The organism is Chryseobacterium sp. HNCC26DJ240 (assembly GCF_057180485.1).
The window spans coordinates 1-436 of sequence record NZ_JBXUGK010000026.1; the positions used below are offsets into that span (position 1 = coordinate 1).

The window sequence follows — 436 nt, forward strand, 5'->3', positions numbered from 1 at the left end:
AAGAAAAATCTCCTGAAAAAGTTGAAGTAACATCCGACGCATCAGAATTAAAAATTTATCAAGGTCAAAAAGAGCAGATAGAATTTAAAAATTATCAAATGTTTTATAATGGGAAATCTATAAAGTTAGAAACCATTGAAAATTTTGCAGAAATATTTGGTAAACCAAATTTTATAGATTATGGTAATCTAATTTATTACCAAACTTCAATAAACCCAAGAGCTAATTTGGATAACAAACTTGACGATAATGGTAATGTATTGCTAGAATTTGAAGGAAGAGAATTTTCTGACATGGATAAAAACGGAAACTATATTGAAGAAAATCGTAATTTGTATGTTAGTGGTAAAGCAAAAAAGGTATATAAAAAAGATAAAAGTGGTATCGTAATCGGAGACATCCACACTTATCGCATCTGGATGTCACCCTACGAAAC

The 436-nt window shown here is 29.1% G+C and carries 1 protein-coding gene; it reads left to right on the forward strand.

Annotated elements, in window-relative coordinates; all coding sequences use genetic code 11:
- The coding region (locus AC2A1G_RS20070; RefSeq protein WP_484048655.1) for a hypothetical protein at positions 1-436 on the forward strand (436 nt) is incomplete at both ends.